The organism is Pseudoxanthomonas sp. 68-E7 (assembly GCF_057773145.1).
Map to the genome: position 1 here is coordinate 126,285 of NZ_JBYMTI010000004.1, position 6,480 is coordinate 132,764.

Consider the following 6,480-nt stretch of genomic DNA (forward strand, 5'->3'; position numbering starts at 1 on the left):
CTTCATTCGATCCGGAGGCGCGCGCGGACTTGGCGGGCGGGCTGGATCTGATCGAGAAACGCAGCCTGGCCCTGCAGCGGTTCCTCGGCGGCTACGCGCGCCTGGCCAAGTTGCCCGAGCCGCAGCCGGTGATTGTCATGCTGGCGCCGCTGTGCGAACGCGTGCGCCGGCTGGTCGACGAGCGCATCCGGGTCGATGTCGATCCGGAACTGCGGGTGGTGGCCGACGCCGATCAACTGGAACAGGTGCTGATCAACCTGCTGCGCAACGCGGTCGAGGCGGGCGGCGACGCGCCGGTCGAACTGTTCGCGCGGCCCGAGGGCGGACAGGCGCGCGTGCAGGTGCGGGATCGCGGCGAAGGCCTGCCTTCCAGCGACAGCCTGTTCGTGCCGTTCTTCACCACCAAGGCCGGCGGTTCCGGCATCGGCCTGGTGCTGTCGCGGCAGATCCTGGAAGCGCAGCGGGGCAGCCTGGAACTGCTGTCGCGCGCGCCCGAAGCCGGCACGGTCGCCGAGATCCGGTTGCCGTTGGCATCATCGGAACGCTGACGCGAAGCGTCAGGCGAGCGGACATCCCGCCGCCAGCCATGCCGCGCCCAGGCACCACGCCAGGATCCACAGCGCCGGCCTGCGGATGCGCCAGGCGATCAGCAGGCCAATGGCGACGATGCCGACATCGATCCGGTTGCCCACGGCGCCGGTCCATAACGGGTGATACAGCGCCGCCGCCAGCAATCCCACCACCGCGGCATTGATGCCGGACAGCATCCGCGACAGGCGCGGATGCGCGGCGATCCGGGTCCAGCCCGGCAGCAGCGCGATCAGCAGCAGGAAACCGGGCAGGAAGACGCATAGCAGCGCCACCGTCGCCGCCAGTGGTCGCGCCGCGCCCACGTCGATACTTGCGCCCAGATAAGCGGCGAGCGAGAACATCGGTCCGGGCATCGCCTGCGCCGCGCCGTAGCCGGCCAGGAACTGGTCCGCGCCAATCCAGCCGGGCGCGACCAGCTTGGCCTGCAGCAGAGGCAGCACCACGTGCCCACCACCGAACACCAGCGCACCGGATTGGTAGTTCGCGGCGGCGAGTGCCTCCAGGCCGGGCGCGCCGCTACGCGGCCAAGCCGCCCACAGCAGGCCGACGGCGAGCAGCACCGCGCAGGCGGGCGTGATCCAGCGTGATGTGCGCAGCGCGGGCATCCCGCCAGTGGGCGCGGGCGATGGTGGACAACACCACGCGCCGGCGAGCGCGCCGAAGGCGATGCCGGCCAGCTGCCAGGCGGGATCGCGTGCAAGCAGCACCAGCATGGCCACCGCCAGCGCCAGCGCGACGCGGCGCAGGTCCGGGGTGAGCGTGCGCGCCATTGCCCACAGTCCATGCGCGACCACGACGACGGCCACGAGCTTGAGGCCATGCACCAGCGCGGCCCCGATCGGCGTGGTGGCCGCACGCGGCGCATGCAGCGCCAGCCAGTACATCAACAGCGCCGAGGGCAGGGTGAAACCCAGGAACGCGGCCAGCGCGCCGGCCCAGCCGCCGCGCAGCCAACCCAGCGCGAAACCCAGCTGGCTGCTCGCCGGACCCGGCAGGAATTGGCACAGGCCGAGCAGGCCGGCGAACGCATCCTCGTCCAGCCAGCGCCGCCGCTGGACGAATTCAGCGCGGAAATAACCCAGGTGCGCCAGCGGCCCGCCGAACGAGGTCAGGCCCAGGCGCAGGAACACCAGGAAGATCGCGATCGCACCCGATGGCGAGGTGCGGGAACCGGAGGAGAGCGGGTGGTTCAAGGACAGGGCTCCAGATCGTCGCGGCACGGGGGAGGCCACGCCCACCCCCTGATCGAACCCCGCCGCGATGACCCGATGATGGCAGTTTTCCCAAAGGCGATTGTAGGAGCGACGTAAGTCGCGAGCTTTACCTGGACGCGTCCCGAACCCGGTCGCGGCTCACGTCGCTCCTACGGGAATCCGGCTGCATCAACGCGCGGATACTTCCAGCCACCAGGCCGGCGACCAGCTGTAGTCATGCAGGTGCCGGGCTTCGCGCAGGCGGTAGCCGGCCTGCTCCAGCTCGCGTTGCCAAGCGGCGATCGGCTGCTCCCAGTTGGACGGCGCCACGTCGCGGCGCAGTTGGCCGGCCAGCATCGGTGCCAGGAAACCGCGCGCGATCAGATCCGCATCGCCGCCATACTGCGCCAGGCAGCGCTCGTAGCGTTGCGCGACGGACAGGAAGTAGGCGTCGCTGCCGTGGGACAGCGCGGGTACGTCGAACTCCACCAGCACCAGTGTGTCCACGTGCGGGCGCAACGCCCGCAGCGCTTCGACGCGCTCGTCCGGCGGCAGCGACTGCAGGGCGAAACTGGACTGGGCCAGGTCCCAATGCGCGGCGGGATCCAGGCTGTCGGCGAAAGCCTGCAACGTGGTGCCGTGCACCGACAGCCGGCTTCCCGGCGCCGCCTCCGCGAATCCTCGTTGCAGCGCCGAACGCAGGCCATCCTGCGGTTCGACCACGTCCACCTCTGCCGGTACCGGTGCCGCCGCGCGCAGCGCGGGCAGCAGGGCCATGCCGTCTCCGGCGCCGATGTCCAGCAAGCGCCGCACGCGCGGATTTTCAAGGCGGCGGGCCATCGCGTGGCTGACCGCGTGGTACAGCGGCACGTTGTCGCCGCCACGGATGAAGGCCTGGAACGCCTCGTGGGCTTCGTAGGCGCTGGCCGGACCCGCATCGGACAGGTGTCCGTGCAGCGCGGCGGCCATCCGCGATCCCTGCGCCTCCGCGCGCCCCAGCCACGTCAGTGCCTCGTCGCGTCGTTCGCCGGTGATGGCGGAGAACGCGCCGGCCAGCGCCACGGCGGCTTCGCGGGTGGCCAGGTCGACGGGCGAGGGCGGGGAAGGATTCGACATGCGTGGCGCAGACGGTGGGCGATGCCCCGATTATGCCGGCGGATGCCGCGTCACCGCCGGGCCGGCGTCGCTCAGTCTTCCTCCAGCGCCTGGAACCGTTGCGCGAGGTGGTCGATCAGGCTGCGCACCGAAGGTACCAACCCGCGCCGCGACGGAAACACCGCGTGGATGATGCCGTGCTTGGGCTGCCATTCCGGCAGCAGGCGGATCAGGCGGCCGTCGGCGAGTTCGTCGCACATCATCATGGTCGGCAGCATCATGATGCCGACCCCCGCGACCGCGGCCATGCGGATGGCGGTCATGTCGTCGGTGACCAGGCGCGGTTCGTGGTGGACGGTGGCCAGGGTGCCCTGGCGATCGGTGAACTGCCAGCTGTGATCGCGGTGGAACGGACCGAGATCCAGGGTGGGATACAGCGCCAGGTCCGCCGGCGTCGCCGGTACGGGACTGTTCTCGAACAGGCGCGGGCTGGCGGCCACGTTCCAGCAACGCTGCGCCAGCACGCGGATGATCAGATCGCTGTCCTCCAGCGGCGGCGGGCGCACGCGGATCGCCACGTCGATGCCTTCGCCGACCACGTCGACGCGGCGGTTGGTCGCGTCCAGCAGCACGGTGATCTTGGGATTCTCCGCCATGAAATCGGCCAGCATCGCGCCGACGCGCGCGTGCAGCAGCGCGACCGGGCAGGCGATGCGCACCACGCCGCGCGGCTCGGAGCGGGTGAGTTCGATCGCCTCCTGCGCGGCCTCGGCCTCCACGATCATCGCCTTGCAGTGGCGGTAGTAGTCCTGGCCGATGTCGGTGACCGAGAAGCGGCGGGTGGACCGCTGGATCAGGCGCACGCCCAGGCGTTCCTCCAACAGCGCGATGCGCCGGCTGAGCTTGGACTTGGGCACCCCCAGCGCGCGACCGGCGGGGGCGAAACCGCCGTGGTCCACCACCTGGGCGAAATAGAACAGGTCATTGAGATCGGTCGGGACCATGGCGGTCATCGTTCACCCAGTAGGACTCTGAGGATAAATCTTGCCGACTACCGGGTCCATCGTCCCAGGACTAACGTGGCCGCCATCGCAAATCATGCCCGGCGCCCCCGGGCGGGAGTCCACCATGAAAAAGGTCCTCGGCGTCTACGGCGCCCCGCGTCCGCACTGGGTCGGCGACGGCTTCCCGGCCCGCTCGCTGTTCTCCTACCAGACCCACGGTCGCCACCTGAGCCCGTTCCTGCTGCTCGACTACGCCGGTCCGTACCGGTTCGAGCCGGCGGAACATCCGCGCGGCGTCGGCCAGCATCCGCATCGCGGTTTCGAGACCGTGACCATCGTGTACGAGGGCGAGCTGGAGCATCGCGATTCCTCCGGCGCCGGCGGCCGCATCGGCCCGGGCGACGTGCAATGGATGACCGCCGCCTCCGGCATCCTCCATGAGGAATACCACTCGCCGGAGTTCACCCGCAGCGGCGGCACCCTGGACATGGTGCAGCTGTGGGTGAACCTGCCGGCCGACGCCAAGATGTCCGCGCCGGGCTACCAGACCCTGCTCGACGCCGACATCCCGACGGTGGCGCTGCCGGAAGAGGCCGGCAGCGTGCGGGTCATCGCGGGTCGTCATGGCGACCACCACGGTCCGGCGCGCACCTTCACCCCGATGGACGTGTGGGACGTGCGCCTGCGGCAGGGTCACGGCACCACGTTCGAGGTCGCCGAGGGCCGCACGCTCGCGCTGGTCGTGCTCAAGGGCGCGCTGCGCGTCAACGGCAAGCAAACCGCGCACGAGGCGCAGCTGGTGGTGCTGGATCGCGATGGCGCCGACGTGTTCGTCGAAGCCGAGTCCGACGCCACCTTCCTGCTGCTCAGCGGCGAGCCCATCGACGAGCCCATCGTCGGCTACGGCCCGTTCGTGATGAACACCCAGGACCAGATCGTCCAGGCCATCGACGACTTCAACCGCGGAAGCTTCGGCCGGATCGCGCAGTGAACCCCGGAGGCGCCCGCGTCGCGGGTGCCTCTTCCCTCGCCGGGCAATGACCGCCCGTCCTCCCCCATCGGAGTTTTCCCCATGAGCCTTCCCGCCAACTTCAACGGCGCCAAGCCGATCATCGATCCCGCCAACGCCGCGATGCTGCTCATCGACCACCAGAGCGGCCTGTTCCAGACCATCGGCGACATGCCGTTCACCCGGGTGCGCGCGCACGCCACCGCGCTGGCGAAGATGGCGACCCTCGCCGGACTGCCGGTGATCACCACCGCGTCCGTGCCGCAGGGACCGAACGGCCCGCTGATTCCGGAAATCCACGCCGCCGCGCCGCACGCGCAGTACGTGGCCCGCCGGGGCGAGATCAACGCCTGGGACAACCCGGACTTCGTCGCTGCGGTGAAGGCGACCGGCCGCAAGCAACTCATCATCGCCGGCACCATCACCAGCGTGTGCATGGCGTTCCCGTCGATCGCCGCGGTCGCCGACGGCTACCAGGTGTTCGCGGTGATCGATGCTTCCGGCACCTACTCGAAGATGGCCGAGGAAATCACCCTGGCGCGGGTGGTGCAGGCCGGCGTGGTGCCGATGGACACCGCCGCGGTGGCGTCCGAACTGCAGAAGACCTGGCATCGCGACGACGCCGGGCAATGGGCCGGGATCTATACGCAGATTTTCCCGAACTACCAGCTGCTGATCGAAAGCTACACCAAGGCCCAGGACGTGCAGAAGACCCACGAGGCGCTGGATTCCCAGCGCGCCTGAGCAACGCAACCCGTTGGAGCCGGCAGGTCCGGTTCCGTTTCCCGCATCGCGACGCCGTTCTCCTCCCCCGCGGCGGCGCGATGCTTCCCTCCGGCATTGCCGGACCATCCACAGGAGCTTTGCCATGGCCAGTGAATCCATCCGTGATCCCAAGACTGATCACCTGCTCACCCCGCAGAACGCGGCTTTCATCATCATCGACTACCAGCCCGTGCAGGTGAACTCCATCGCCTCGATGGATCGCCAGCTGCTGGTCAACAATATCGTCGGTGCCTCCAAGGCCGCGGTGGCCTACGGTCTTCCGATCGTGCACTCGACCGTCAACGTCAAGACCGGCTTGAACAAGCCGCCGATTCCGCAGCTGCGCAAGGTGCTGGACAAGTTCCCCACCTACGACCGCACCACCATCAATTCCTGGGAGGACGTGGAGTTCCGCCAGGCGGTGGAAGCCACCGGACGCCGCAAGCTGATCATGACCGCGCTGTGGACCGAGGCCTGCCTGACCTTCCCCGCGCTCGATGCATTGAAGGAAGGCTACGAGGTCTACGTGGTCGCCGATGCGGTCGGCGGTACCTCGCTGGTTGCGCACGAGGCCGCGCTGCGCCGGATCGAGCAGGCCGGCGGCAAGCTGATCAGCGTGCCGCAGCTGTTCTGCGAACTGCAGCGCGACTGGAACCGCCAGCAGACCGTGCCAGCCTTCATGAACCTGTTCATCGAAACCGGCGGAACCGCCGGCATCCAGTTCTCCTACGACCGCAGCGAGTAAATGGACCGGAGTGGGGGGGGCGGGGGGGGGGGCCCGCCCCCACCAAAAAGGCCCCGGCGCGCGGGGGGGGGGTTGTGG

Annotated in this window: 7 protein-coding genes; 4 read left to right on the forward strand and 3 right to left on the reverse strand. The window is 69.4% G+C overall.

All coding sequences use genetic code 11. From position 1 onward, the window contains the following. Positions 1-65 precede the first annotated feature (65 nt). Positions 66-548, forward strand: coding sequence for a sensor histidine kinase (locus AC3DE2_RS11385; RefSeq protein WP_488426503.1), 483 nt, complete (start codon positions 66-68; stop codon positions 546-548). A 9-nt stretch (positions 549-557) separates the two neighbouring features. Here the strand turns inward: AC3DE2_RS11385 and chrA are convergent, their stop codons facing one another. The 3 genes from chrA to AC3DE2_RS11400 all read right to left on the reverse strand — a co-directional run bounded on the left by chrA (position 558) and on the right by AC3DE2_RS11400 (position 3,883). Next, positions 558-1,784, reverse strand: coding sequence for a chromate efflux transporter (chrA, locus tag AC3DE2_RS11390; RefSeq protein WP_488426266.1), 1,227 nt, complete (start codon positions 1,782-1,784; stop codon positions 558-560). Positions 1,785-1,973: 189 nt separating this feature from the next. Next, positions 1,974-2,900, reverse strand: coding sequence for a methyltransferase domain-containing protein (locus AC3DE2_RS11395; protein ID WP_488426267.1), 927 nt, complete (start codon positions 2,898-2,900; stop codon positions 1,974-1,976). A gap of 71 nt (positions 2,901-2,971) precedes the next feature. Further along, on the reverse strand, positions 2,972-3,883 hold the full coding sequence (locus tag AC3DE2_RS11400; protein ID WP_295380711.1) for a LysR family transcriptional regulator: 912 nt from the start codon (positions 3,881-3,883) through the stop codon (positions 2,972-2,974). A 124-nt stretch (positions 3,884-4,007) separates the two neighbouring features. Between AC3DE2_RS11400 and AC3DE2_RS11405 the strand changes: the two genes are divergently transcribed. The 3 genes from AC3DE2_RS11405 (at position 4,008) to AC3DE2_RS11415 (ending at position 6,402) form a co-directional block, all read left to right on the forward strand. Next, entirely contained in the window at positions 4,008-4,874 is an 867-nt protein-coding gene (locus AC3DE2_RS11405) for a pirin family protein (RefSeq protein WP_488426268.1), read from the forward strand. A gap of 81 nt (positions 4,875-4,955) precedes the next feature. Further along, positions 4,956-5,636, forward strand: a complete 681-nt coding sequence (locus AC3DE2_RS11410) for a hydrolase (protein WP_488426270.1) — start codon at positions 4,956-4,958, stop codon at positions 5,634-5,636. Between the two features lie 124 nt (positions 5,637-5,760). Continuing rightward, positions 5,761-6,402 (forward strand): hydrolase, encoded by a 642-nt coding sequence (locus tag AC3DE2_RS11415; RefSeq protein WP_488426271.1) that lies wholly within the window; start codon positions 5,761-5,763, stop codon positions 6,400-6,402. The last annotated feature ends 78 nt before the right edge of the window (positions 6,403-6,480 follow it).